Source organism: Sorangium sp. So ce327, from assembly GCF_051530205.1.
GTDB classification, from domain to species: Bacteria; Myxococcota_A; Polyangia; order Polyangiales; family Polyangiaceae; genus Sorangium; species Sorangium cellulosum_B.
Map to the genome: position 1 here is coordinate 8378905 of NZ_CP150330.1, position 24709 is coordinate 8403613.

Genomic DNA, 24709 nt, shown 5'->3' on the forward strand with positions numbered 1-24709 from the left:
AGGGCAGGTGCGGGAGATCAAGCGGCTCCGCGTGGATAACCTGCTCCAGGGGAACGCGCTGGGCACGCGGGCGACCTCAACGGCAGAAGTGAGACAGGAGGCGCCCACCAGAGCTCGCTGGTGGTCTGTCGCGCTCCGAACGATCGAGATCTCGATGGAGCGGCGGCGAGCTCTCGGCCCTTTTGCTTGCGCGGGCGGTGTTACGAGCCGCCCGCGGCGCGCCGCATGGCGCAGTCGAGGTCGCCTTTGCAGGGGTCGCCCGCTGTACGCGCGCCGCCCGGGCTCGCCGGCGGCGCGGCGGTCGCCGGTCCACTGCTCTCCGCGGCGCGCTTCGCCGGCGCCTTTCCCCCGGCAGCGGGGGCGGCTGGGGCCTTCGCCCCGCGCTCGCGCGTCTTGTCGCCCTTCTTCTTCTTGGCCGGAGGCGCCTCGGCGGGCGCGGCCGCGGCCTTTGCCTCCACCTTCGGCAGCTGCGCCAGCGCCGCGCTCGCCGCGTGCCGCACGCCGGGCTGCGCAGCCGCCTGGAGCGTCTCGCGCGGGGCGCCGAGCCACACAGCGCTGGCGACGACCGCCGCCCCGAGGGCGCCCGCGATTCCGTAGCGAACGCCCGCCGCCCGCCGCGCGCGCGGCGGGCGCAGGTCGATCGGGACCTCGGAGGGCACGGGCGTGAGATCGGGCGGCCTGAACGCCGGCAGCTCGGAAGGCACGCCGAACGGAAAGATCTCCAGGTAGCTGCTGCGCTCTCCGTCGCCTGCGGCGGACCCGCGGCCATCCTCCATCCCGGAGCTCCTCGCGCCGCGATCGGCCCGCGCGCCGCTCTTGGTGGAGGCGTCCTTCTCCACCGCGAGCAGCGCGCTCAGGGAGATCACCACCGAGTTCTCGTCCCGCGGCCCGGCTGCGACGCCGTCCGGCGCCGCCCCGCCGCTCGTGGATCGGCCATCCGTCTCGCCGGGCAAGTGATTCGTGCTTCTCATAGGCTCCACCCCGCCTGCCCTCCGTGTCGACCGAGCACAGGGCGCAGACAGCATCTATCAGTGTACCCGCCATTTACCGCTCTTGATACAAGTTTTTTACTGCACTGGAGAGCGCACCTGGTCGCCGTAGCTCGCCGTAGCTCGCCATAGCTCGCCATAGCTCGCCATAGCTCGCAACTGCTCGCCACGGCGCCGGAGCTCGCAGCTCTCGTGCGCGCAGCGGCCAGAGCGCCCCACACCGTGGCTCAAGCGACATCGGGCGTGACGACGCCGGGCGAGGTCGCGCGTGCGCGCGCCCAACGGCGCCCCACGCTCGACACCCCGCGCTCCGCGCTCCGCGCCCGGCGTGCGGTGCATCACACCGGAGCCGTAACCGGGGCGAAAACTCGAGCGGAACGAGAACAACGATGGATCGCTCGACGCGCTTTGTGGTCAGAAATCCAAACGGCCTGCGGAAAACGCACGGCGCCTGCCGGCCGGGCGACATTTCACGTCGACGAAACCTCGACGAAACATGGCACTCGGCATAAGGCCTTTCACCACGACGTCGTGTGGCTGGCCCTTGTCCGGGGACCGCGTTCTGCTGTGCAGGGCGGCCATCGGGTGTGTCCAGCCGGGAGTCTTCACTGGCCGGCTCCCGAACTCCCAACGGCTCTTGTGCAGTCGAATCGCCGCGCCGCGTCGATGCAGGGCATTGGACGCGCCCTCGGCACCCAAGGAGGATGCGTTGAATATGTACACGTCTGGGTTGGACGTTGAGGATCGGCCGGCGGCGGGCACCTCTCGGCGTCGTACGCTCTGCGTCGCGATGGCGGCGCTCGCCGGCGCGGCCCTGCTCTCTGCCTGCGGCAAGGCGAACGACGAGGCTCCCGCGCCCGGGGCTGCGGCGCCCGGGGCGCCCGCCTCGGACAGCGGATCCATCAAGGTCGGCGTGCTCCACTCGCTGAGCGGCACCATGTCGATCAGCGAGGTGGCCGTGAAGGACGCGACGCTGCTCGCCATCGAGGAGATCAACAAGGCGGGCGGCGTGCTCGGCAAGCAGCTCGTGCCCGTGGTCGAGGACGGCGCCAGCGACTGGCCCACGTTCAACGAGAAGGCCAGGAAGCTCGTGCAGCAGGACGCCGTGGCGGTCGTGTTCGGCGGCTGGACCAGCGCCAGCCGCAAGGCGATGCTGCCCTCGTTCGAGGAGCTGAACGGCCTGCTCTTCTACCCGGTCCAGTACGAGGGGCTGGAGCAGTCGCCCAACATCTTCTACACCGGCGCCGAGCCGAGCCAGCAGATCGTCCCCGCGGTCGACTACCTGCTCGAGAAGGGCAAGAAGCGCATTTACCTGCTCGGCTCCGACTACGTCTTTCCGCGCACGGCCAACAAGATCATCAAGGCTCAGCTCGCGGCGAAGGGCGGAGAGCTCGCCGGCGAGGAGTACCTGCCCCTCGGCGGGACCGAGGTCAGCACGATCATCAGCAAGATCAGCGCGGCCAAGCCCGACGCGATCTTCAACACGCTGAACGGCGACAGCAACGTGGCGTTCTTCAAGCAGTTCAAGGACGCCGGCTACACCGCCGACAAGCTGCCGGTCCTCTCGGTGAGCGTCGCCGAGGAGGAGGTGCGCGGCATCGGCGCCGAGAACATCGCCGGACACCTCGTCTCGTGGAACTACTACCAGACCACGGACACCCCCGAGAACAAGAAGTTCGTCGACGCGTACAAGGCCAAATACGGCGCCGCGCGCGTCACGGACGACCCCATCGAGGCGGGCTACTTCGGGGTCTACCTGTGGAAGATGGCCGTCGAGAAGGCGAAGTCGACCGAGGTCGCCAAGGTGAAGGAGGCCGTGAAGGCCGGAGGCATCGAGTACAACGCGCCCGAGGGCCTGGTCCGGCTCGACGGGAAGAACCAGCACACCTGGAAGACGGTCCGCATCGGCGCGGTCCGGAAGGACGGCCTCATCGACGAGGTGTGGAGCTCGGGCAAGCCGGTCCAGCCGGATCCGTACCTGAGCGCGTACCCCTGGGCGAAGGAGCTGGCCGCGAAGTAGCGGGCCGCGAGCCCGAAGCCCGAAGCCTGGATCACGGAGCCACGGAGCGCGCGGGGGCTCGTCACGACGCCCTCCGCGCCTCCGCGGCCCGAACCTCACTGTGCGCGGCGTCTCGATCGGTTGGGTGCTCTAGAATGAACGAAGTTCTCCTCCACGCCTTCAATGGCCTGAGCCTGGGCTCGATCCTCCTGCTCATCTCGATGGGGCTCGCGTTCTCCTTCGGGCTCATGAACGTGATCAACATGGCCCACGGCGAGTTCATCATGGCGGGGGCCTACACGACGTACGTCATCGGGCACCACGTCGCGCCGCTCGTCGGGGGGACCGAGGCCGGGCTCTGGTTCCTGCTCGCGCTGCCGGCCTCGTTCCTCGTGGCGGGCGTGCTCGGGCTCGTGCTCGAGCTCACGATCGTTCGCTTCCTCTACGGCAGGCCGCTCGACACGCTGCTCGCCACGTGGGGTGTCGGGCTCGTGCTGCAGCAGGCCGCGCGGAGCTTGTTCGGCGCGTCCAACGTGCAGGTCTCGAGCCCCTCGTGGCTGAGCGGCGGCGTGGCGCTCTCGGGCGGGACGCAGCTGCCTTACAAGCGGGTCTTCCTCATCGCGCTCGTGATCGCGTGCATCGCCGCGGTCTACACGTACCTGCACCGCTCCGCGGGCGGCAGGCGGCTGCGGGCCGTCATGCAGAACCGCGAGATGGCCTCGTGCCTCGGCGTCCGCGCGCGCCGGGTCGACGCCGCGACGTTCGCGCTCGGCGCCGGGCTCGCCGGGATCGCGGGGTGCGCGCTGACGCAGCTCGGCTCGATCGGGCCGTCGCTCGGGACGAACTACATCGTCGACGCCTTCATGGTGGTCATCCTCGGGGGCCTCGGGCGGCTGCCTGGCACGGTGGTGGCCGCGCTCGTGATCGGCGTCGCGAACACGCTGCTCGAGCTCTCGACGACGGCGTCGCTCGGCAAGGCGCTCGTGTTCGCGCTGGTGATCGCCTTCTTGCAGTGGCGTCCGACAGGCCTGCTCGCCCTGCGCACACGATAGGAGAGGACACGGACATGGCCCCTCGAGACTCTGCCCTTCGCAATTTCGTCTGGACCTGGGGAGCGCCGCTCGCCGTGGCGCTGCCGCTCCTCGTCGCGCCGCTCGTGCTCTCCGATTTCCGCCTGAACCTGCTCGGCAAGTTCCTCACCTACGCCATCGTCGCCCTGGGGCTCGATCTCATCTGGGGCTACGGCGGGATGCTGAGCCTCGGGCAGGGGCTCTTCTTCGGCCTCGGCGGCTACGCGATGGCGATGTACCTGAAGCTGGAGACGTCCGGCTCGCGCCTGCCCGATTTCATGAGCTGGAGCGGCCTCGAGGCGCTGCCCATCTTCTGGGAGCCGTTCCGCTCGCCGGTCGTGGCCCTCTGCGCCGTCGTCCTCCTGCCGATGGCGATCGCGTCCGCGGTGGGTTATCTCGTCTTCCGGAGCCGCGTCCAGGGGGTATATTTCTCGCTGATCACCCAGGGGCTGACGCTGATCGCGTCGATCCTCTTCATCGGCCAGCAGGCGGTGACGGGCGGCACGAACGGGATCACGAACCTGAAGACGATCTTCGGCTTCGCGCGGGGGGCGACCGGGACGCAGACGGTGCTCTATTTCGTGACGCTCTTCTGCCTCGGGGCGCTCTATCTCCTGTGCCGGAAGCTCACCCAGTCGCGCTTCGGGCGCCTGCTCGTGGCGATGCGGGACGACGAGAACCGGGTGCGCTTCCTCGGCTACAACCCGGTCACGCTGAAGACGCTGGTGTTCGCGCTGTCGGCGGGCATGGCGGGCATCGCGGGCGCGCTGTTCGTCTGCCAGGTCGGCCTCATCTCGCCCTCCTCGATGGGCGTGATCCCGTCGGTCGAGATGGTGACCTGGGTGGCTGTCGGCGGGCGCGGCACGCTGATCGGCGCGGTCGTCGGGGCGATCCTTGTCAGTCTGGGCAAGAGCGCGCTGAGCGAGTCGTACCCCGAGGTGTGGCAGCTCGGCTTCGGCGCGCTCTTCGCGGCGTCGGTCATGCTGCTCCCGAAGGGCGTCTCTGGCTTCCTGCAGCGGCACGCCGCGAAGCTCTCGCGCCGCGACACGGGCGGCGCGGCGGGGCCGGCGAGCGGGGATGAGGTCGACCCGGCGGCGGGCCCAGAGGCGCCGGCGACGACCGGTCGCTGAGGGGGAGGCGCGGAGATGAGCGGAAGCGAGAACGGAAACGAGCGCGGAAACGAACGAGGAAACGAGGAGAGGAGCAGCGCGATGAGCCGCGGCAACATCGTCGAGGTCCAGCGGGTGACGGTGAGCTTCGACGGCTTCAAGGTGCTGGACGAGCTCGACTTTTCCATCCAGCGCGGGGAGCTCCGGTTCCTGATCGGGCCGAACGGCGCGGGGAAAACGACGCTGCTCGACATCCTGACCGGCAAGACGAAGCCGTCGAGCGGACGGGTGGTGTTCCACGGAGGTGGGGAGTCCGGACAGGAGGCCGTGGAGGTGAATCGCCTGCCGGAGCACGCCCTCGTGCGGCTCGGGATCGGGCGGAAGTTCCAGACGCCGGCGGTGTTCGGCAGCCTCACGGTGCTCGAGAACCTGGAGGCGGCGATGGGCTTCCGGGAGAGCGCGCCGGGGCTGCTCCGGGGGCTGTCGGCGCCGCAAGAGAGGGAGATCGCCGAGACGCTCGATCGGGTCGGGCTCCGGCGGCGCGCGGACGTGCGGGCCGCGGTGCTCGCGCACGGGGAGCGGCAATGGCTGGAGATCGGCATGCTGCTCGTGCAGCAGCCGAAGCTGCTGCTGCTCGACGAGCCGGTGGCGGGGATGACCCGGCGCGAGCGCGACCGCACGGGGGAGCTCGTCCAGGAGATCGCGAAGCAGCGATCGGTGCTGGTGGTGGAGCACGACATGGAGTTCGTGCGGCGCTACGCGAGCACGGTGACGGTGCTGCACGCCGGCAGGCGGCTGTGCGAGGGGCCGGTCGAGGAGGTCCAGGGCAACGCGCAGGTGATCGAGGTCTATCTCGGGCGGGCGCACGACGCGGGGCACGCGCGCGGCGGGGCCAAGGCGCCGGCCGAGGCTCAGGCGGAGGAGCGGTAGCAGCATGCTGGTTGTCGAGGATCTCGCGGTCTATTACGAGGAGAGCTGCATCCTGTCGCAGGTCAGCCTGGACGTCGCGCCAGGGCGGGTGTCGTGCCTGCTGGGCCGCAACGGGGTCGGCAAGACGACGTTGCTCAAGGCGATCATGGGCGTGCTGAAGCCGCGGCGCGGCAAGGTGACGCTCGACGGGGCGGACCTCACGGCGAGGTCGCCGAGCGACAGGGCGCGCGCGGGGATAGGCTATGTGCCGCAGGGGCGAGGGATCTTCCCGTACCTGACGGTGCGAGAGAACCTGCTCATGGGCTTCGAGGCGAAGAGCGATTCGACGCCTAGCCCCGCTGCGCTGGAAGAGATGATGGAGATGTTCCCCATCCTCAAGAAATTTCACGCGCGGGCGGCCGGGACGCTGAGCGGCGGGCAGCAACAGCAGCTCTCCCTCGCGCGGGTGCTGCTGAGGAAGCCGAAGCTGCTCTTGCTCGACGAGCCGACGGAGGGGATCCAGCCGTCGATCATGCAGGAGATCGGGGAGGTGATCAAGGGGCTCGGGAAGAAGGGGGATATGGCGATCTTGCTCGTGGAGCAGTTCCTGGACTTCGCGCTCTCGACGGCGAGCGAGTACCTCATCATGGATAACGGGGGGATCGTGCGGCGGGGGAGCGTGGCGGAGTTCGACGACGAGATCGCCAGGGAGTTCCTGGCGGTGTGAGGAGGCCCCGCGGCGGCTGCCCGGCCCTGGCAGGGGGTGTTCGCGGCGTGGCGCCGGGTGGGGGCCCCGCCGAACTCGCCTGAGACGTCCTCTCACCGACGCGCTGCGCGCAGCGATGAGAGGACGTCAATTGGGCTCGAACATCGGCCCGTCCCCCGCCCGGCGCCACGCCGCAAACACCTCCTGCCGGGGCCTACGGTTGAAGTAAACAGGTCTACAGCAGCGCGTCCTCTGCGCTCGTCGCCGTCACCGCCTGGCAGAGCCATCGATTGAGCGTGGCGAGCTCCGAGCATGCGTCAATCCGAGCCTCGATCGGCTGGCTGAGCGCAAGTCCGCGCTGCGCCAGCACCGTGCGCAGCGCCAAGCGCGCAGCGGTGACCTGGCCTTTCTCGATGAGCTGCTGCTCGACCTCCGGACTCTGGGCGAGCAGGGCCTGGAGAATTTGTTGCCTGCGCGCCTCGATCTCCGGGTCGTCGGAGCGATCGAACCGCCGCAGCAAGTCCTCGCGGGTGTACTGTGACATCGGCAGGTATTCTAGCATAGAGATCACCCATTCCACCTCCCGCCGCGGTGCCACCCACCGGGCGAACTCGTCAAGGGCCTGTCCGGAGCGAGCCACCAGGAACGGCACGAGCTCGTCGCGCAGCGGTAGCTCGTTGGCGGCGATCCAGAGAAACTGAAACGGCGACGGCCCGACGCGGTAGCAGCCAGGAGAGAACCGCTCCGGCGCCCGCGCAACGTACAGCCACGACGGCAAGCGGGGAGCGACGACCCAGAGGGGCTCTTCGCCCATCCAGAGCGGCTCGCACGCGTAGATGCGCTCGATCTCGCGCGCCAGCCTGCGCAGCGTCGCGCGCTTGATCTCCCCGATGTCCACGTGGTCGCCGGCCATCTTGATCTCGACGAGCACCTCGTCATGGTCGCACGCCGCCGGCCAGGGCGCGGCGAGACGAGCGAGGCCGTCAGGCCGCAGCACACGGAGGTAACCGTCGGCCTGAACGCGCTCGAGTCGCACCTCGGGCGGCCGATGCCATGCGGCGGAGCCGTCGGTGACGCGCGGCGTGTCCTCGGCGAAGGTCAGCTTCGCGAACCCGTCAAGCTTGCCCACGGCGGTCTTGATATCAACTCACCGACGGCGACGCACTTCAAATAAGCGATCTGCACGGCAGATAAAGAGAGATGAATTCGCAAGCCTGTGCGCAAGAGCGTGAGAGCGGGTGACCTGACCCCGGCGCCGCGGACCACACGTCACGCTCGGTCGGAGCGGCCGCGGAGCGACAGCGCCCGAGAGCAGCGCGACGGTAGGCCTCGATGAGGCGCACGCCGTCGAGCCGGCCAAGGCACTGCGCAGCAGCCTCGGTGTGCCGTCCCTGCTCTCGTCCGTTCTCAGCTGCGGGATCCCATCGGATCATGCAAACGGCGTCGGGGTCCGGTGCGCGAGGACGCCGTCGCCACCCGACAGGGCGATCGCTACGCGCCACACGCTCGGCCCTCGCGGCGCGCCGCTCGCTCCCCTGGACCGAGACGGCGCGCCGGCCCCATCGCCTTGTCGGGCGATCTCCCCAGCAGCGGTCCTCAGCTCGGCACGTCGAGCACGTCGGCGAGGGTCTTCGCGCTGAGCACCCGCTCGGCCCACTGCTCGAGCACGGCGATCTCGGCCCCCTCGACCCGGGCGACGGCGGCTTCCGGCAGCTCACCGAAGCGAGCTCGCAGCTGCCGCAGCAGGATGGCACGCTCTCCTTCGTGGCGTCCCTGCGCGACGTACTTCTTGGCGAAATCGCTCTGGTATTCGTAGCCCTTCACCATCGCCTCCAGGGCCCGCCGGGCCGTGTCGTCCAGGGAATTTAGCACGAGATCGCCGTAGAACCTGGCCCTGTCCTCATCGAGCTCGCGGATGGCGGGCAGCACGGCGGCGGCGATGTTCGCGCCCTGCTCACCCGCGCCGTGCGCGAGGGCGGAGAGCACGCCCAGCTCGGGGCGCCGGGCCGCCTCGGCCGTGTCCGTCACGATCGGAACCGCCTCATGCCCCAGCACGGGCGGTCGCAGGACGAAGCCCGGAATGCCGGTCTCGATGGGCAGCAGAAATAGAGACATCATGATGGCGACCTGCGCGTAATGCCGTGAGTCTGCGCGCCCTGCTGCCCCCCTCTCCTCATCGAGGTCGCGGAGGGCGGGCGGCACGGCTGCGGCGATCGCGGCGCCCTGCTCGCCAGCACCGTGCGCGAGGGCGGAGAGGACGGCGAACTCGGGGCGTCGTGCCGCTGCGTCGGTGTCCGTCACGCTCGAAACCACCTGCCGCCCCAGCACGGGCGTGCGCGGCTCGAGCGTGCGGCGGCGCAGCAGGGCAAGAGGGGGAGGACGCGCGTGGGTGGACAGCGGAAGCGTGTCAGCACTAGGACGAGGCATGGCGAAGCGGACGGGCGCGAGATGGCTGTGGGCGGCGTGGGCGGCGACGGCGGGCGGCTGTGCGCTGGCGGCGGGGCTGGAGGACGGATATTACATCCAGAAAGAAGGCAGTGGCGGGAGCGGAACCGGAGGCGAAGCCGGCGCCGACGGGGAGGCTGGAGGCGGGATGGGAGGCGCCGGGGGAGCTGGAGGCGGGATGGGAGGCGCCGGGGGAGCTGGAGGCGGGATGGGAGGCGCCGGGGGAGCTGGAGGCGGGATGGGAGGCGCCGGGGGAGCTGGAGGCGGGATGGGAGGCGCCGGGGGAGCTGGAGGCGGGGACGAGTGTACGCCGGCCGGGAAGGAGTGCGTCAGGCAGACCTGCATCGACGGGAAGTGCGTTGGGGAGTGCGGCCCGAAGGACGTGCGTTGCTCGGAGGAGAATCGCCCGCAGCGGTGCGGAGAGCGCGGGGCGTGGGAGGACGCCGAGCCGTGTGGTGCGGCGGCGCCCGTCTGCAGTCGAGGGGCATGCGTGACGCCGCCGAGCTGTGTCGGCCTGGCCCAGACGTGCGGTCGTGACAGCAACGAGAGCTGTTGCGCGACGGGGGAGGCGGTGCCCACGGGCAAGTTCAACCGGAGCAACGACACCGCGTATCCAGCGACGGTTAGCGGATTCCTGCTGGATCGGTTCGAGGTGACGGTGGGTCGCTTCCGGAAGTTCGTGGAGGCGTATCCCGGGAGCAAGCCTGGGACGGGAGCGGGAGCGCACCCGAAGAACATCGCAGGGAGCGGGTGGGACGCGGCGTGGGACAGCAGCCTGCCCGCGGATGCTGCGGCATTGAAGGCCGCGGTGAAGTGCAACTCGACCTACCGGACCTGGACGGATGTGGCAGCGGAGAACGAGCATCTTCCGATGAACTGCCTGAGCTGGTACGTGGCGTTCGCGTTCTGCGCGTGGGACGGAGGCCGACTGCCGACGGAGGCGGAGTGGAACTACGCGGCAGCGGGAGGGGGAGGAGCAGACGGTCAGCGGGAGTATCCGTGGTCGAAGCCGCCGAGCTCGACGACGATCGACAGCATGTACGCGGGGTATGAGTGCGGGCCTGACGGCTCGTGCGCATTCAGCGACATCCAAGCGGTGGGGTCGAAGTCGCCGAAAGGGGATGGCAAGTGGGGTCAGGCGGACCTGTCCGGGAGCCTGTGGGAGTGGGTCTTGGATTGGTACAAGGACCCGTACGACTCGCAATGCGATGATTGTGCCAATTTAGCATCTACCTCGCCCCGGGTGCTCCGGGGCGGGAGCTGGGGCTACGGTGCGTCGTACCTGCTCTCTTCCCGCCGCGGCTACGACGTCCCGTCGGGCCGCGGCGGCGGCGTCGGGGCCCGGTGCACGAGGACACCGTAGCAACATGGCACAAGTATCGCTTACATGTATCATTCCCCTTGAAACTTGATCCTTGAACCCTTGATCAAACAAGGCTCCCCACCGATGTCGGGCGATAGCAGCCGCAACGCAGGGAGCCGGGGGTCCGGGGACGGAGCCCCCGGCCCCGCTGCAGCGCCGGTGATCGCCGTCCGCATGGAAGCGCTGCTCGCCTGGGTCGCCGAGCGCGTCGCCAGGTTCCCCCGCGAGCACCGCTTCACCGTCGGTGACCGCCTTCTCCATGCCTGCCTCGACATCACCGAGCACCTCGTCGAGGCCTCGTACCGGCTCCCGTCCCCTTGACGCCGCCCGCCCGGCGCGTGAGCCTCCTCTCGTGTCGGTCATCCTTGCGGAGGGGACGGTCTTCGCGCGCCGCTACCGCGTCGAGCGCCTCATCGCCGCCGGCGCGATGGGGGCCGTCCACGAGGTGATTCACCTCGAGACCGAGCGCCGCCGCGCGCTCAAGGTCATGCACGCTCACCTCTTCCAGAGCGAGCAGATGCGCGCCCGCTTCAAGCAAGAGGCGCGCATCGCGGCGAAGATCGAGAGCGAGCACATCGTCGACGTCTTCGACGCGGGCATCGACGAGGCGACCGGCATGCCCTTCCTGGTCATGGAGCTGCTCCGCGGCGAGGAGCTCGGCGAGCGCCTCAAGCGCGCCGGCCGCCTGCCGCCCGCCGAGGCCGTCACCTACCTCTACCAGACCGCGCTGGCCCTCGACCGTACCCACGCGGCGAACATCGTGCACCGCGACCTCAAGCCCGCGAACCTCTTCCTGTCGCAGCGCGAGGACGGCTCGGTCCGCGTGAAGATCCTCGACTTCGGCATCGCCAAGCTCGTCGCCGAGGGCGCGACCGCGGCGGGCACCACGAGCAGCCTCGGCACGCCGCTCTACATGCCCCCCGAGCAGTTCCACGGCCGCGCGAGGCTCACCGGCGCCGCGGACGTCTTCGCGCTCGGCATGATGGCCTATACGCTGCTCGTGGGCGCCTCGTACTGGGATCCCGAGGCGAGCAGCGTCGACGGCGTGTTCGCATTCGCGATGATCGCCGTCTTCGGGCCGCAGGAGCCGCCGGTGCAGCGGGCGCGCTCGATGGGCGTGACGCTGCCGCCGGCCTTCGACGCGTGGTTCGCCCGAGCCACGGCGGTCAATCCCGCGGCGCGGTTCCAGCGGGCCACGGAGGCGGTGCGGGCCCTCGGCGAGGCGCTCGGCGTCCCGGCGGGCGGCAGCCGGGCGACGTTCCCGAGCGCGCCGTCCTGGCCCGGAACCGCCCCCGCCACCGCAGCGGTGGCCCCCGCCCCCTTCACGGCCGAGCCGGCCCCGGCGGCGGCGAAGAGCGCGGGCCCGGAGCGCGACGCGCGCTCGTCCGGTCCGGCGCACGTGGGGAGCTCGACCGGCGCCGCGGTGTCCGGCATGCTGTCCCTGCCGTCGAGACCGAGCCGCGCCCCGCTCGCCGCGGGGCTTTCGGGGCTGGGGCTCCTCGTGCTGCTGGGCGGCGGCTGGCTCGCGCTGCGCGCCAGCCGCGGCGGCGATCCAGCGGCGGCTGCCGTCACGACGGCCGCGGCGGCTGCCGTCACGACGGCCGCGGCGGCGCCGGAGACGACGTTGGCAGCGCCCGGGCCGACCCTCGCGCCCGCGCCCGAGCCGACCCTCGCGCAGGCGCCCGTGCCGGCCCCCACGGCGCCGGAACCGACCGCCGCAGCGACGCCTCCTCCCCCCTCGGCGACGGCGCCGCGCGCGCCGTCCAGGGCGGTGGTGCAAGCCTCCACGGCCCCCGCACCGATAACGCTCCGCGCGGGCGCGCCGTCACGGGAGCCCGCGGCCAAGCCATCGGCATCGGGGCCCAGGCCGCCCTCGGGCAACAAGAAGCCGCCTGCGCCGCAACAAACGACATCCACCGCTCCCTCCCCGTACGGCCGATATTGAGCTGCACCTCCGCGGCAGCGCCGGCTCGCCCCCTGCGCGCCGAGCTCCGCCTCGGTGGCAACGCCGGCTCACCCCCTGCGCGCGGAGCGTGTCCTCGTTCGCCTCCGATGGGTTGAAGCGCCGTCATGAAGGCACGGCTCAGCGCCCCGTTCCGCTCTCCTTCCCCTCCTTCCCACCTCTCCGGCGTCGTGCTCCAATCCGCCCGCCCGCCGCGCTCGTGACGGCGCGTCTCCCGCTCTCTCCTCACCTGCCGAGTGCCAGCGCATGCCTTCTCGTCTCCGCCGCTCCGCCCCTCTCCTCGCCGCCCTCGGCGTGCTCTCCCTCTCGGCTCCTGCGGCGGCGCAGGACGTCGCCGCCGCCGAGGCGCTCTTCGAGCGGGGGCTCGCCGACATGCAGGCAGGCCGTTACGAGACGGGCTGCAAGGCCCTCGCCGAGAGCGAGCGCATCGACCCTCAGCCCGGCACGCTCTTCACGCTGGCGTCCTGCGAGGCCCGATGGGGCCGCATCGCCACGGCGGTCGCGCGCTTCAAGGACTACCTGGCGCGTTTCGATCGGATGACGCCGGCCGAGCAGGCCCGTCAAGGCCAGCGGCCGAAGCTCGCGATGGAGGAGCGCGACCGGCTCTCGCCCCAGATTCCGAGGCTCGCGCTCTCCTTGCCGCCGGGTGCGCCGGCAGGCACCGTGGTCCGGCGCGACGGCTCCGTGCTGGGCGAGGCCGCGCTGGGCGTCGCGCTGCCCGTCGACCCCGGAGATCACCGGGTGTCGATCCAGGCGCCGGGAGCGCCCGTCCGGGAACAACACGTCACGATCGCGGCGGGCGAGACGAAAGAGCTCACGCTGGCGCTGAAGGACGCGCCGGCCGCCCAGGCCCCCGCGCCCCCTCCGAGGTCCCCGGCACCGGCGATCGTGCCGGCGCCCGCGCCGGCCTCACCGGAGGTTCCCGCAGGCCGCCGAACGGCTCTCTATCTGACGGGCGGGCTCGGCGCGGCGGGCCTCGTGCTGGGCGGCATCACCGGCGCGCTCGTGCTCGGCGAGAAGGGCACCATCGACGAGCACTGCGGCAGCGGGATCGAGGCCACGGACCCGAAGGCATGCGACACGACAGGGCGCGACGCCGGGAACAGCGCGAACACGCTGGCCACGGTGAGCACGATCGGGTTCGCGGTGGGCCTGGCCGGGGTCGGGGCGGCGCTCGTCCTGTACCTCACCGAGCCGAAGACGGCGGCACCGGCGGTCACCGCGAGCCCGAGGTGGATCAGCGCAGGCGTGCTGGAGGCAGGGCCCAATGGGGCCGTGTTCGGCGCGCGAGGGCGCTTCTGACGCCGACGACCGCGCCTTCGTAAGAGCATTCCTGGGGGCTACCGGCGCTATGGACAGCACCCGCGCAGCGGCTGTAGAGGAGTAGGCATGGTTGGCAGGCGCACGGGATGGTGGTGGGCTACCTCGGTCTTCGTCGCCAGCGGGTGCGGCCTGATCGCCGATTTCGACGGCTACTACCTCGACGACCGAAGCGCCGCCGGGACCGGCGGGCAAGGCGGCAGCGGCGGCTCGGCCACCGGCACGACGACGAGCAGCGGCGGAGCAGGCGGCGACGGCTCGGGCGCCAGCGCGGCGACGACGGGCGCCGGCGGGGAGGGCGGCAGCGGCGGCCCCGGCTCCGGCGGCGACGCCAGCGGCGGCGGCCCCGCCTCGACGAGCGCCGGCTCCGGCGGCGACGCCAGCGGCGGCGGCCCCGCCTCGACGAGCGCCGGCTCCGGCGGCGACGCCAGCGGCGGCGGCCCCGCCTCGACGAGCGCCGGCTCCGGCGGCGACGCCAGCGGCGGCGGCCCGACCTCCACCAGCAGCACCACAACGACGAGCTCCACCACAACGACGACCGCCTCCACGACCGCGGCGACCACCTCGACGACCACCGCCAGCACCGGCGGGGGCGACGATTGCGTGACGGACGAGAGGCGGTGTCTGAACAACACGCCGCAGCAGTGCTTCAACGGCGGATGGGAGAGCAGCCCGCCGTGCGGAGGGACGGCGCCCGTGTGCGTCGCGGGGACGTGCGTGAACCGGCCGAGCTGCGGTGGGCTGTCCGTGACGTGCGGTCCGGGAGGCGACGAGAGCTGCTGCACCGCATGGCCGGTCTTCGGAGGCACCTTCAACCGGGACAACAATCCCGCGTTCCCCGCCACGGTGGACGACTTCGAGATGGATCGGTTCGAGGTGACGGTGGGCAGGTTCCGGAGGTTCGTGGACGCCTATCCAGGCAGCCGCCCGCCGCGCGACGCGGGAGCGCACCCGGACATCGAGGGGAGCGGGTGGAGCCCGGACTGGGACTCGGCACTCCCTCTCGACGCACCGGCGCTGAGGACGGCGATCCGGTGCAGCGGGATCTACAGCACGTGGACCGACACGCCCGGCGCCAACGAGCACCTCGCGATGAACTGCGTCCGCTGGCCCATCGCCTTCGCGTTCTGCGCGTGGGACGGGGGACGGCTGCCCACCGAAGCAGAGTGGAACTACGCAGCCGCCGGAGGGGACGAACAGCGTCACTATCCGTGGTCGCAACCCCCGGCCTCGACGACGCTCAATACCACCTACACGACCTACGCTTGCCTCATCGGCGCGTCCACCGGCTGCGAGTTCGATGACATGGTGCCCGTCGGGTCGAGATCCCCGAGAGGAGACGGGCGGTGGGGGCACGCCGATCTGGCAGGGAGCATGGCGGAGTGGACGCTGGACTCGTTCCTGGGCGACTACCTGAACCCCTGCGTCAACTGCGCCCAGCTGGCGACGGCCGCGGACCGGTCCCTCCGGGGCGGGGGATGGAACGAGGATTCCTCCAGGCTGCGAACGCTGAACCGCGGCCATCATCCCCAGAATGACTTCACCCGGTCGACCGGCATCCGCTGCGTGAGGTCGCTGTAGATGCTCGCGGGCCGCGCGCGTGTCGCGTCCTGGCTGCCCTGGCGGCCACGCTCTCCGAGGTCCCCTCTCCTGCCGGGTGCGCGCGCCTCGCGCCCTGGCGGCGACGCTCTCCGAGGTCCCCTCTCCTGCCGGGTGAGACAGAACATGACGCCTTGGTTCCGCCGGTCCGCACATCTGCTCGTCGCCCTCGCCTCGCTCTCGCTCGCCGCGCCCGCCGCGGCGCAGGACGCCGCGGCCGCGGAGGAGCTCTTCAATCGAGGGCTCGCCGACATGCAGGCAGGCCGCTACGAGTCGGGCTGCAAGATGCTCGCGGAGAGCGAGCAGCTCGATCCTCAGCCGGGTACGCTCTTCACGCTCGCCATGTGCGAGTCGCAGTGGGGCCGGATCGCCACGGCCGTGACGCAGCTCGGGAACTACCTGGCCTGGGTGGAGCGGATGACGCCGGCGCTGCGGGCCCGTCAAGGGGACCGGCCGAAGGCGGCGCGGGAGGAGCGCGATCGGCTCGCGCCGCGCGTGCCGCGGCTCTCGCTCTCGCTGCAGGACGGCGCCCCGCCTGGCACGGTGGTGAAGCGCGATGGCAGCGCGATGGGACCGGCCGCGCTCGGCGTCGCGCTCCCGGTGAACCCCGGGGTACACCTGGTGTCGACCCAGGCGCCGGGAGGACCCCTGTGGGAACAGACCGTCGCGATCGCCGAGGGTGAGACCAAGGCGCTGACGCTGGAGGTCAAGGAAGCGATGGCTCCCAGCATCCCCGCGCCGCCGGCGCCCGCCCCCGCGCAGCCCCCGCCCGCCGAGGCGGAATCGCAGCGCGACGCCCCGCGGCCGCTCGGAGTCCCGGACGAGGCGGCAGCCCCGGGAGGCCGGCGGGCGCTGATCTACGTGGCCGGCGGGGTGGGCGCCGCAGGGCTCGTGGCGGGCGGGATCCTGGGCGCGCTCGCGCTCGACAAGAAGTCGGTCGTCGACGAGCACTGCGGCAGCCGGATCCAGGCCAGCGACGAGAAGGCCTGTGATGCGACAGGGAACAAAGCCGCGCAGAGCGGGGGCACGATGGCGCTGATGAGCACCCTCGGCTTCGGGGTGGGGCTGGCCGGGCTAGGCGCAGCCGCGGTGCTGTACTGGACGGAGCCGAAGCCGGCCGGCCCGGCGACGGGCGCCGCCCCGCGATGGCTCCGCGCGAGCGTGCTGCAGGCCGGGCCGACGGGGGCCGTCCTCGGCGCCCAGGGCACCTTCTGACCAGCGGCGGCGCCTTCCGGAGGATTCCGGAGGAGGAGCGGCCCTTTGCGACTGCGCAACTGCGCAACCGTGCAACTGCGTAAGTGCGTAAGTGCGTAAGTGCGTAAGTGCGTAAGTGCGTAACCGCGTAACCGCGTAACTACGCGACATCATGACAGGACGGGCGCGCCGCCAGCAGGGGCCGTCGCGGCAAGCCCCGAGGAGGCCTTGACGCCGGGGGCGCCCGACGGGATCCTCTTGGCTCGTGTCGACTGCACTCGCGGACGGGTCCGTCTTTGCGCGCCGCTACCGTGTGGTCCGCCTCATCGCCTCGGGCGCCATGGGCGCCGTCCACGAGGTCGTCCACCTCGAGACCGAGCGACACCGAGCTCTCAAGGTGATGCACGCGCACCTCTTCGAGAGCGAGGAGATGCGCGAGCGCTTCAAGCGAGAGGCGCGCATCGCGGCGAACATCGAGAGCGAGCACATCGTCGATGTGTTCGACGCGGGCGTCGACGAGGCGACCGGCATGCCCTTCCTGGTCATGGAGCTGCTGCGCGGCGAGGAGCTCGGCGAGCGCCTCAAGCGCGTCGGCCGCCTGCAGCCCGACGAGGCCGTGACCTACCTCTACCAGGCCGCGCTGGCCCTCGACCGCACCCACGCGGCGAACATCGTCCACCGGGACCTGAAGCCCGCGAACCTCTTCCTGTCGCAGTGCGAGGACGGCTCGATCCGCGTGAAGATCCTGGATTTCGGCGTCGCGAAGCTGGTCGCCGACGGCGCCACCGCGGCCGGCGCCACCCGCAGCCTCGGCACGCCGCTCTACATGGCGCCCGAGCAGTTCCATGTCGGCAAGAAGCTCACCGGCGCTGCAGACATCTACGCGCTGGGCATGATGGCGTACGCGCTGCTGGTGGGTCTCCCGTACTGGGACCCCGAGGCCAACGAGGCAGGTGATGTGATCGCCTTCGCGATGCTGGCCGTCCGCGGCCCGCAGGAGCCGCCGGTGCAGCGGGCGCGCTCCGTCGGCGTGATGTTGCCGCCGGGCTTCGACGCGTGGTTCGCCCGGGCCACGGCGGTCGACCCCGCGGCGCGGTTCCGCAAGGCCACGGAGGCGGTGCACGCCCTGGGCGAGGTGTTCGGCATGCCGGTGGGCGGTGGCCGCCGCGCGAGCTTCCCGAGCGCGCCGTCCTACGCCGGCATGCTCCAGGGCCCGTCGTCCTCACCCGCGCGGCTCTCGAGCCCGCCGTCCTCGCCCGGAGCGCGCCCGAGCTCGCCGTCGTCACCCGAGCTATCGCCGGCGCTCATGAGAACGGAATCCGCGCTGGGGACGACCCCGTCCCCGGAGCACCTCTCCGGCTCGCACCGCGTGCGGCTGACAGAGGCCTCGACCGGCGCGGCCACCACCTCGCTGCCGCCGAAGCCGCGCCGGGCGCCAATCGCCGCTGGGATGGCCTTGCTGGGGGTCGCGATGCTCGTGGTCGCAGCCCTCTGGATCGCGCAGCGCGCGGAGAGCGAGGGAGAACCGGCGGTGCCGGACGTGGTCGCCGCGAGCCCGCTGAGCCCGCGCCAGGGCACGGCGCCGCCCGCGGGCAACCCGACGGTGATCGATCCGAGCGCGGCAGCGCCCCCGCCGAGCGCTGCGGCGCCGGAGCCGGCCGCAGCGACGCCCGAGCCGAGCGCGGCGGTGGCGCCCGCGCCGGCCTCGGCGCCCCCTCCGACGGTGACGCCGTCCGCCGAGGCACGCGTCCAGGCGGCGCCCCCCAGGAGCGCGACTGCGCCGGTGCGCCCGAACAAACCGACGACGACCGCGCCCAGGCCGGTCGCGAGCGGCAAGGCGCCAGCACCGATCAAGCCGGCCCCCAGCACGCTGTTCGGGCGCTACTGAGGTCGCCAGCCGGAGCCCTCCTCCACCGAGACGGCGCGCCCGCACCGCTGCAAGGAGCAGTGTTTTCCCGGGCTGCATCGGAGGCGACGGGCTCGGTCGACGACGCCCATGGGGTCGAGCGCTACAACCGGAAGGCTCGGGAGGCTCGCGCTCTCCCTGCCGGCGGGAGCACCGGCGGGCACCGTGGTGCGGCGCGACGGCTACGTGCTGGGTGAGGTCAGGAGTGGACGCAGCCACTCTTCTCGCATCGTCGGGATGTCGTCGTGCCCGTAGGCCCGGCCATCCCGCTGGAGGCGGCGCAGCCGCGCGCGTCGCCGGGTAAGATCGCGGGCGCGTGCCGCGGTGGACAGCGCGGGGAGAGTGGGCAAAGAGGAGATATGAAGAGCAAGCGCACGCGTCGGTGGTGGTGGGCGGCATCGGCCTTCATGGCAAGCGGCTGCACGGCGATACTGGGGCTGGACAAGGACTATCACCCGTTCGAAGGCGCAGGCGGCGACACCGTATCCGGCGGAGGCGACGCAAGCTCGGGCCACGGCGGCGCCGGCAATGGCAGCGGCGCCGGCAATGGCGGCGGCGCCGGCGCCGGCGAGTGCACGCGCGGCGACGCGCGGTGCTCGGACAACCGGCTAGAGCGGTGCAACGACCGCGGTCAGTGGGACGCCCCGGAGCCGTGTCCTGCAGAGGCGCCCGTGTGCAGCGGAAGGGCGTGCACGACGCCCCCGAGCTGCGAAGGGCTGCCATCGACGTGCGGGCCGGGCGAAAGCGAGAGCTGCTGCGCGAGCGCGGTGGTGCCCGGGGGGACCTTCGACCGCGGCAACGATGCTGCATATCCAGCGACGGTGAGCGACTTCCGGCTGGATCGCTTCGAGGTGACGGTGGGGAGGTTCCGGAGGTTCTTCGAGGCGTACCCCGGCAGCCAGCCCGCGGCCGACGCGGGAGCGCACCCGGGCATCCAGGGGAGCGGGTGGAACCCGGCCTGGAGCAGCGAGCTGCCCCCGGACGCGGCGGCGCTGCAAGCAGCGGTGATGTGCAATCCGGACAACGCGGACATGCGGACGTGGACGGAGGCGGCGGGCGCCCAGGAGCACCTGCCGATGAACTGCGTGAGCTGGTATGTCGCCTTCGCGTTCTGCGCGTGGGACGGGGGCCGGCTCCCGACAGAAGCCGAGTGGAACTACGCGGCGGCCGGCGGGGACGAGCAGCGGCAGTATCCGTGGTCGAATCCGCCGGAGTCGACGACCATCGACGCGAGCTACGCCTCCTACGATTGCAGGGAGAGCACGGCGCCCGGCTGCACGTTCCAGAGCGACTTCAGCGACATCGTGCACGTCGGGTCCCGCTCGCCGAAGGGCGACGGGCGGTGGACGCAGGCGGATCTCGGCGGGAGCATGAGGGAGTGGATGCTGGATGGGTACGGGACCTATCCGGCGGAATGCGTCGACTGCGCCAACCTGGCGGACACCTCGAACCGGGTGGTCCGCAGCGGGAGCAGCTTCGGCACGCCGAGCTATCTGCTGACGTCCGAGCGGGTCAGCGTCGCGCCGTCGGCGCCCTATTACAGCCTCGGCGTGCGGTGCGCGAGGACGCCGTAGCGGCCGCGATCAGCCGAAGAAGTCGAACGCCGTCCCGGCGCCCCGCTCGAGCGCGGCGGCGTAGATGACCCGCGCGAGCGCGACGTCCTGGATGGCGAGCCCGGTGGAGCCGAACACGGTGATGCCGCGTCGCCGCGCCCGTTCAGCTTGCCCGCGACGACCTCGCCGAGCGTGCCCTGGATGTGCTCGCGGCGCAGGGCGCCCGCGCGCGCGGCGACGGCCGCCTCCGTGGCGAGGGTGCCAACGAACGCACGTGTTCCGACGGCGGGCCGGTGGGCTCGCGTGCTACGCGCGCCGCCTCGGTACGCCCTCTTTCCGCGAAACGGCCTGCTGTCCGGCGCGGATCGCGCATGACGAGCCCGCGGCAAACGCGGCGCGCCAACGAGCACGGATGCCGTGAACCAGAACCAGGGGTTGGCAGGCGAAGCCGTTGCACTGAAGATGGTGCGGCGCTGCGCCGTGGGGTGGAGTGCACCTCACGTCTCGACAATCTCTCTTCTGGTGGAGCGGGTGGATGAACGTACGACTCGTTGCAGGTCTCTTTGTGCTCGCGCTCTCGACGACCGCTGGGTGCGGCGGCGATGACGGCGAACGTGGCGAAGGCGGCGCCGGTGGCGCCGGCGGCTCCGGCGGCGCCGAGCCCACGGGCAGCGGCGCCGGTGCGTCGGGCGCGACCGGCACGGGCGGCAGCGGTGGCGCCGAGCCCGCGGGCTCGGGCGGCAGCGGCGGCGCCGAGCCCGCGGGCACCGGCGGCGCCGAGCCCGCGGGCACCGGCGGCGCGGGTGGCAGCGAGCCCACGGGCACCGGCGGTGCGGGTGGCGCCGAGCCCACGGGCACCGGCGGCTCCGGCGGAGCGAGCCCCTCGCCCTATGGAGCGGCGTGCACCTCCGACGCTGCCTGCCCCGAGGACTACTGCATCACCGAGCGCGAGTGGGGATGGCCGGCCGGCGCCTGCGCGGGCCAGTGCGATCCCGCCGTGGGAGACTGTCCCAACGGCGGCTTCTGTGAAGATTTCGGCGAGGGCCTGGGGTTGTGCCTCCTTCTGTGCAGCGGGCCGGAGGATTGCCGCGACGGCTACCGGTGCAGCGAGGTCAGGGGCGAGCGCACCGCGTGCATCCCTGGGTGCACCGAGAACTCGCAGTGCCGGGCGCTCGGCGTGTGCGACACGCTCGACGGCCTCTGCAAGCTCGGCGAGACGGACTGCTCCGACGGCGAGGACGACGAGGGCGACGAGCGCGTCGACTGCGCGGACAGCGACTGCGCCGCGATCTGCCGCCCGCTCGTCGACGCAGCCTGCGCGGACGCGGCGCCGGTGACGACGTCGACGATCGAGGGCGATACGTCGCTGGGCACGCGCGTGTTCGAAGGCACCTGCGGGGGCGTGGGGCCCGAGGACGTCCACCTGTTCACGCCTCCCGCTGGGCAGTCGGGCACGCTCCGCGTCGTGCTCCAGTCGGGGGCGGGGGATCACGTCCTCTACGCCCGCACGGCGTGCGCGGACGGATCCACCGAGCTCGCCTGCCAGGACCAGGCCTCCCCCTCGGGTGCCGGGCCTGAAATCGCGCTCGTCCTGAGCAAGGACCAGGAGGTGCCGATCTTCGTCGACGCCATCACGTCCGCTGGCGCAGGGCCGTACACGCTGGAGCTCTCGTTCTCTCCGGCCACCTGCGGGGACGGCATCGTCAGCCGGCCCGAGGAGTGCGACGACGGCAACACCGTCAGCAGCGACGGCTGCTCCGCCGAGTGCACCTGGGAGCTCGACGACATCTGCGCCGACGCGCCCGTGGCCGTCCTGGGCGAGAACCGGGGCAACACGACGAGCGGGACGATGGTGTTCGACGGCACCTGCACCAGGCCCGGGATGCGGGAGGGGATCCACGCGATCACGCCGCCGAGCGCCGGCAGGCTCAGGGTGGTGCTGTCCTCCGAGACCGATCAGGGCTTCTACGTGCGGGCCGGCTGCACGGGCCGGCAGCTCGCGTGCATCGAGGAGCAGATCAAGGGCCGCGACGAGAGGACCGATATCACCGTCGACCGCGGCGTGCCGCTGTTCATCTTCGTCGAGCCGTACAACACGCAGGAGGCCGGCCCCTACACGCTCAACCTCTCCTTCACGCCCTCGGGCTGAGCTCCCGCGCCTCGGAGCGCCCTCTCGCCGGGGCGGATGCGGTACGCTGCCCGCGTGCTCTCCGCCCCGCCTCCCCCTCAGCCACTTCGCCCCGCGCGCTGGCTCGCCGCCGCGTTGCTCGCCGTAGGCGCGTGCCAGCCGGCTTCGGCGCCGCCGGCCCGCGCCTCCCAGGACGCCGCGACGCCCCCCGGCGCGACCGGCGCCGCGACGCCGGCGCCTCACGACGGCGCCCCGCCGCCGCGGCCCGCGCCGCCCCCCCGCGGCGGCAACGGGAAGCCGGCGCTGGTGGCCGCGAGCGACGGCGCGGCGCTCGATAGCCGGTCTCCGGTGAGGCTCCCGCCGCCGCCGTTCGGCGCGGCGCTCGTCCGGCGCGCGCCGGCCGGAAGCTCCGCCGCGCCGCGCCTCGTGAAGATCGCCGAGAAGAAGAACCAGATCACGGACGAGGCGGCATGGTTCACCACGAACGGCCTCGCGCTGCCGATGATCACGCCGGCGCCTGGCGCGGACGCGGGCGGGGCGAGCGACACCTTCCCCTCCTTCGCTCCCGAGCGCTACCGCGATCAAGCGCTCGTCAAGGTGATCGACCACGGGGACCACAGCGCGCTGCTCTACGGCCCGAACTTCGCCGAGGCGCGCTTCGTCGCGATCCTCGACGCGGCGCGCACGATCGTCGCCTTCTTCGACTTCGAGAGCTTCCTCATGCCGCCCGAGTTCGAGCCCAAGGAAGCCGGCTTCGTGAAGGGCAGCATCGGCTGGGCCGCGGTCGAGGACGGCGTCCTCTACGTCTCGTCGGGGCACAGGACGTATGCGGCCTCGTCGAAGGGCAAGAACGCCTACCTGTCGGCCATCGAGCTCGCCTCGGGACAGCTCCTCTGGCAGAGCGCGCCGCTCGTCTGCAACGCCGACAACTTCGTCTTGCATGGAGATCACCTCCTCTGCGGATACGGCTTCACGGCCGAGCCGGATTTCCTCTATGTCCTCGAGCGCGCCACCGGCAAGGTCGTCTCGAAGCTGCCGCTGAAGAGCGGCCCCGAGTTCCTTGTCGAGAAGGACGGCAAGCTCTTCGTCCGCACCTACGACACGGATTACGTCTTCGAGATCCGCTGAAGCGGGGCCCCGGCGCGCCGAGGAGCGAGATCGATCCAAGGGCCACGGGGGCGAGCTCGGGCGCAGGGCGCGTGGCAGGCCGAGCGGGGGAGCGCGAGCCGGCGGCGCGCCGGCGTTCGCGGCGCGGGCGCTCGCCCTCGTGCTCGCCATCCTGTCGCTGCTCCTGCGCCGCACGACGACACGACGACGCGCCGTGCGCACGTGCTCCCGATCGGCACGGCGGGCGGGCCTTCGCGTCGCTCCGCGCTCCGTGAGGGCCCATCGTGGCCGCCGCCCCCTCGCGGCGCCCCCTGGTGGCAGAGCTCGTCAGGCCGGGCGGCACGGCTCCCGGACGCGACACGCGTGGAGCGCTGACGAGACGCCACGGAACGACGTGAAGCCCGCCGCGCGTCGCAAACTGCCCCAGGAGAGGGCGCCCCGTCGCTTCGTGCCACACCGCCGCGCCACCCTGGAGATCCACGAGGGACGCAAGAACTGGCTCCCTCCGCGCAGAGCCTGCGCCTCCGCGCGCGCGCCTGGCGCGCTCGACCGTGAAGGAGCGCGCCGCGCCGCTGGTGCGCGGCTGAGCGGCCATGGCAGCGAACTTGCTACCTGTTCATGCCGAGCACACGCGAGGTGGTCACGGTCGCAGGGCCGATCCCTCCGAGCCTGCGCCTCCGGCGAAGCAGACGCATACCGACGATGCTACAGCGTGATTTGAAGCGATGAAAGGAGAGAGCATGCAAGTGGAGCTCACCTTCCGACACATCGGCAAAAGCCCCTCGCTCGAGGAGCTGATCCGGGAGCAAGCGAACAAGATCGAGCGCTTCAACGACCACATCAACAGCTGCGCGGTCGTGGTCGAGCGCGACCACGCGAGCATGGGCACGGGCGGAGAGTACCGCGTGCGCATCGACCTCCACGTGGCCGGCAAGCACGAGATCGTGAGCGAGGAGCGGGCGGCGAGGAACCTGCTGCCGGCGGCGGTGCGCGACGTGTTCCAGCGCGCCGGTCGTCAGCTCAAGAAGCTCGCTGACGAGCAACGGAGCGAGGTGAAGGCACACCCGGCGCAGGACACGGCCGGCGTCATCGCGAAGCTGTTCAACGACTACGGGTTCATCACGACGATCGATGGTCGGGAGATCTATTTTCACGAGCGAAGCATCGTATCGGCTCCGTTCGCCGATCTGAGGGTCGGCATGGGCGTCGCCTACACCGAGGAGGACGGCAACGAGGGGCCTCAGGCGAGCAGCGTGCGCGTCGTGGACGCGCGCGGCGGCAACCGTGGCCGCGAGGAGAACCCTACGCTCAGCTAGCCCGAATGCGCAGGGCGCGCGGGGCTCGAGCGC

The 24709-nt window shown here is 71.7% G+C and carries 21 protein-coding genes; 16 read left to right on the forward strand and 5 right to left on the reverse strand.

The window, feature by feature from the left end:
* Nucleotides 1–200: 200 nt before the first annotated feature.
* Nucleotides 201–971: a hypothetical protein gene (locus tag WME95_RS31110; protein WP_437902976.1), complete on the reverse strand. Its 771-nt coding sequence runs from the start codon at nucleotides 969–971 to the stop codon at nucleotides 201–203.
* 808 nt (nucleotides 972–1779) lie between these two features.
* Here WME95_RS31110 and urtA point away from each other — a divergent pair.
* From urtA to urtE, 5 genes are all read left to right on the forward strand, one after another.
* Nucleotides 1780–3009 (forward strand): urea ABC transporter substrate-binding protein, encoded by a 1230-nt coding sequence (gene urtA / locus WME95_RS31115; protein ID WP_437542482.1) that lies wholly within the window; start codon nucleotides 1780–1782, stop codon nucleotides 3007–3009.
* A 134-nt stretch (nucleotides 3010–3143) separates the two neighbouring features.
* A complete protein-coding gene (urtB, locus tag WME95_RS31120; RefSeq protein WP_437542483.1) occupies nucleotides 3144–4040 on the forward strand; it encodes an urea ABC transporter permease subunit UrtB in 897 nt (298 codons plus the stop codon).
* A gap of 14 nt (nucleotides 4041–4054) precedes the next feature.
* Nucleotides 4055–5188 carry an urea ABC transporter permease subunit UrtC gene (gene urtC, locus WME95_RS31125; RefSeq protein ID WP_437542484.1) on the forward strand — a complete coding sequence of 378 codons (1134 nt, stop codon included), beginning with the start codon at nucleotides 4055–4057 and terminating at the stop codon, nucleotides 5186–5188.
* Nucleotides 5189–5269: 81 nt separating this feature from the next.
* Nucleotides 5270–6097: an urea ABC transporter ATP-binding protein UrtD gene (gene urtD / locus WME95_RS31130; protein WP_437902978.1), complete on the forward strand. Its 828-nt coding sequence runs from the start codon at nucleotides 5270–5272 to the stop codon at nucleotides 6095–6097.
* A gap of 4 nt (nucleotides 6098–6101) precedes the next feature.
* Entirely contained in the window at nucleotides 6102–6803 is a 702-nt protein-coding gene (gene urtE, locus WME95_RS31135; RefSeq protein WP_437708725.1) for an urea ABC transporter ATP-binding subunit UrtE, read from the forward strand.
* Nucleotides 6804–7017: 214 nt separating this feature from the next.
* On the opposite strand, the gene WME95_RS31140 is transcribed toward urtE, so the two are convergent.
* Together WME95_RS31140 and WME95_RS31145 are read right to left on the reverse strand one after the other, a co-directional pair.
* Entirely contained in the window at nucleotides 7018–7713 is a 696-nt protein-coding gene (locus WME95_RS31140) for a hypothetical protein (RefSeq protein ID WP_437902979.1), read from the reverse strand.
* A gap of 665 nt (nucleotides 7714–8378) precedes the next feature.
* Nucleotides 8379–9083: a DUF4351 domain-containing protein gene (locus WME95_RS31145; RefSeq protein ID WP_437902980.1), complete on the reverse strand. Its 705-nt coding sequence runs from the start codon at nucleotides 9081–9083 to the stop codon at nucleotides 8379–8381.
* A 124-nt stretch (nucleotides 9084–9207) separates the two neighbouring features.
* Between WME95_RS31145 and WME95_RS31150 the strand changes: the two genes are divergently transcribed.
* The 4 genes from WME95_RS31150 (at nucleotide 9208) to WME95_RS31165 (ending at nucleotide 13855) form a co-directional block, all read left to right on the forward strand.
* Entirely contained in the window at nucleotides 9208–10590 is a 1383-nt protein-coding gene (locus WME95_RS31150; protein ID WP_437902982.1) for a formylglycine-generating enzyme family protein, read from the forward strand.
* A gap of 84 nt (nucleotides 10591–10674) precedes the next feature.
* A complete protein-coding gene (locus tag WME95_RS31155; protein WP_437902983.1) occupies nucleotides 10675–10911 on the forward strand; it encodes a hypothetical protein in 237 nt (78 codons plus the stop codon).
* 31 nt (nucleotides 10912–10942) lie between these two features.
* The gene (locus WME95_RS31160; protein ID WP_437902985.1) at nucleotides 10943–12535 is read left to right on the forward strand and encodes a protein kinase domain-containing protein; all 1593 of its coding nucleotides are present in this window, start codon (nucleotides 10943–10945) and stop codon (nucleotides 12533–12535) included.
* 264 nt (nucleotides 12536–12799) lie between these two features.
* Nucleotides 12800–13855: a hypothetical protein gene (locus WME95_RS31165; protein WP_437902987.1), complete on the forward strand. Its 1056-nt coding sequence runs from the start codon at nucleotides 12800–12802 to the stop codon at nucleotides 13853–13855.
* 173 nt (nucleotides 13856–14028) lie between these two features.
* Here the strand turns inward: WME95_RS31165 and WME95_RS31170 are convergent, their stop codons facing one another.
* Nucleotides 14029–14508, reverse strand: coding sequence for a hypothetical protein (locus tag WME95_RS31170; RefSeq protein ID WP_437902989.1), 480 nt, complete (start codon nucleotides 14506–14508; stop codon nucleotides 14029–14031).
* Between WME95_RS31170 and WME95_RS31175 the strand changes: the two genes are divergently transcribed.
* The 4 genes from WME95_RS31175 (at nucleotide 14477) to WME95_RS31190 (ending at nucleotide 20146) form a co-directional block, all read left to right on the forward strand.
* Nucleotides 14477–15454 (forward strand): formylglycine-generating enzyme family protein, encoded by a 978-nt coding sequence (locus WME95_RS31175; RefSeq protein WP_437902990.1) that lies wholly within the window; start codon nucleotides 14477–14479, stop codon nucleotides 15452–15454. The two genes, WME95_RS31170 and WME95_RS31175, sit on opposite strands and share 32 nt — an antisense overlap.
* Before the next feature lie 144 nt (nucleotides 15455–15598).
* A complete protein-coding gene (locus WME95_RS31180; protein WP_437902991.1) occupies nucleotides 15599–16687 on the forward strand; it encodes a hypothetical protein in 1089 nt (362 codons plus the stop codon).
* Between the two features lie 244 nt (nucleotides 16688–16931).
* Nucleotides 16932–18554: a serine/threonine-protein kinase gene (locus WME95_RS31185; protein WP_437902992.1), complete on the forward strand. Its 1623-nt coding sequence runs from the start codon at nucleotides 16932–16934 to the stop codon at nucleotides 18552–18554.
* Between the two features lie 377 nt (nucleotides 18555–18931).
* Entirely contained in the window at nucleotides 18932–20146 is a 1215-nt protein-coding gene (locus WME95_RS31190) for a formylglycine-generating enzyme family protein (protein ID WP_437902993.1), read from the forward strand.
* Between the two features lie 9 nt (nucleotides 20147–20155).
* Here WME95_RS31190 and WME95_RS31195 read toward each other — a convergent pair whose 3' ends face one another.
* Nucleotides 20156–20263, reverse strand: a complete 108-nt coding sequence (locus WME95_RS31195; RefSeq protein WP_437902994.1) for a hypothetical protein — start codon at nucleotides 20261–20263, stop codon at nucleotides 20156–20158.
* A 397-nt stretch (nucleotides 20264–20660) separates the two neighbouring features.
* On the opposite strand from WME95_RS31195, the gene WME95_RS31200 reads away from it, so the two are divergent.
* From WME95_RS31200 to WME95_RS31210, 3 genes are all read left to right on the forward strand, one after another.
* Complete coding sequence (locus tag WME95_RS31200; RefSeq protein WP_437902995.1) at nucleotides 20661–22274, forward strand: DUF4215 domain-containing protein; 1614 nt, start codon at nucleotides 20661–20663, stop codon at nucleotides 22272–22274.
* Nucleotides 22275–22328: 54 nt separating this feature from the next.
* On the forward strand, nucleotides 22329–23381 hold the full coding sequence (locus WME95_RS31205) for a hypothetical protein (protein WP_437902996.1): 1053 nt from the start codon (nucleotides 22329–22331) through the stop codon (nucleotides 23379–23381).
* Nucleotides 23382–24100: 719 nt separating this feature from the next.
* Nucleotides 24101–24676, forward strand: a complete 576-nt coding sequence (locus WME95_RS31210) for an HPF/RaiA family ribosome-associated protein (protein ID WP_437902997.1) — start codon at nucleotides 24101–24103, stop codon at nucleotides 24674–24676.
* Nucleotides 24677–24709 lie beyond the last annotated feature (33 nt).